This window comes from Effusibacillus lacus (assembly GCF_002335525.1).
Lineage (GTDB): Bacteria > Bacillota > Bacilli > Tumebacillales > Effusibacillaceae > Effusibacillus > Effusibacillus lacus.
In genome coordinates this window covers 1-542 of the sequence record NZ_BDUF01000104.1, presented here as the reverse complement: position 1 = coordinate 542, position 542 = coordinate 1, and the positions used below count along the sequence as shown (strand labels likewise).

The following is a 542-nucleotide window of genomic DNA, read 5'->3' as shown; positions in this document are numbered from 1 at the left end:
CTCCTTCCATCATGGCCTATATCATGAGTCAGAAATATGTCGAAAGCCTCCCGCTGTATCGCCAGGAGCAGCAGTTTGCTCGTCTTGGGGTACCATTGTCCCGTCAGACGCTGGCGAACTGGATGATCCACGGCGCAGACAAGTGGCTTAGTCTATTGTACCATCGCATGCGTGAGCATCTGCTGAAGCAGGACATCCTGCACGCCGATGAAACAACCGTGCAGGTGCTTCGTGAACCGGGGCGGTCCGCGGAGACGACTTCGTACCTGTGGTTGTATCGCACAGGGAGGGAAGGTCCGCCGATCATCGTGTATGAGTATCAGAAAACACGAGGCGGCGAACATCCGCGCAACTTTTTATCCGGTTTCCGCGGCTACTTGCACGTGGACGGGTACTCCGGCTACCACAAGGTAGCGGATGTGACGCTGGTCGGTTGCTGGGCACACGCCCGCCGTAATGAGAAGCTGGGTTTAATGGAAAGTGCAGGTTGAAATCCGTTAGAAATAAGCTGTTTCTCCATCTCAACTTTACATTATCCTCTG

1 pseudogene is annotated in these 542 nt (G+C 54.2%); it reads left to right on the top strand.

Annotated elements, in window-relative coordinates:
* Positions 1-455: pseudogene (gene tnpC / locus EFBL_RS17255) on the top strand (IS66 family transposase); the annotation flags it as partial.
* Between the last annotated feature and the right edge of the window lie 87 nt (positions 456-542).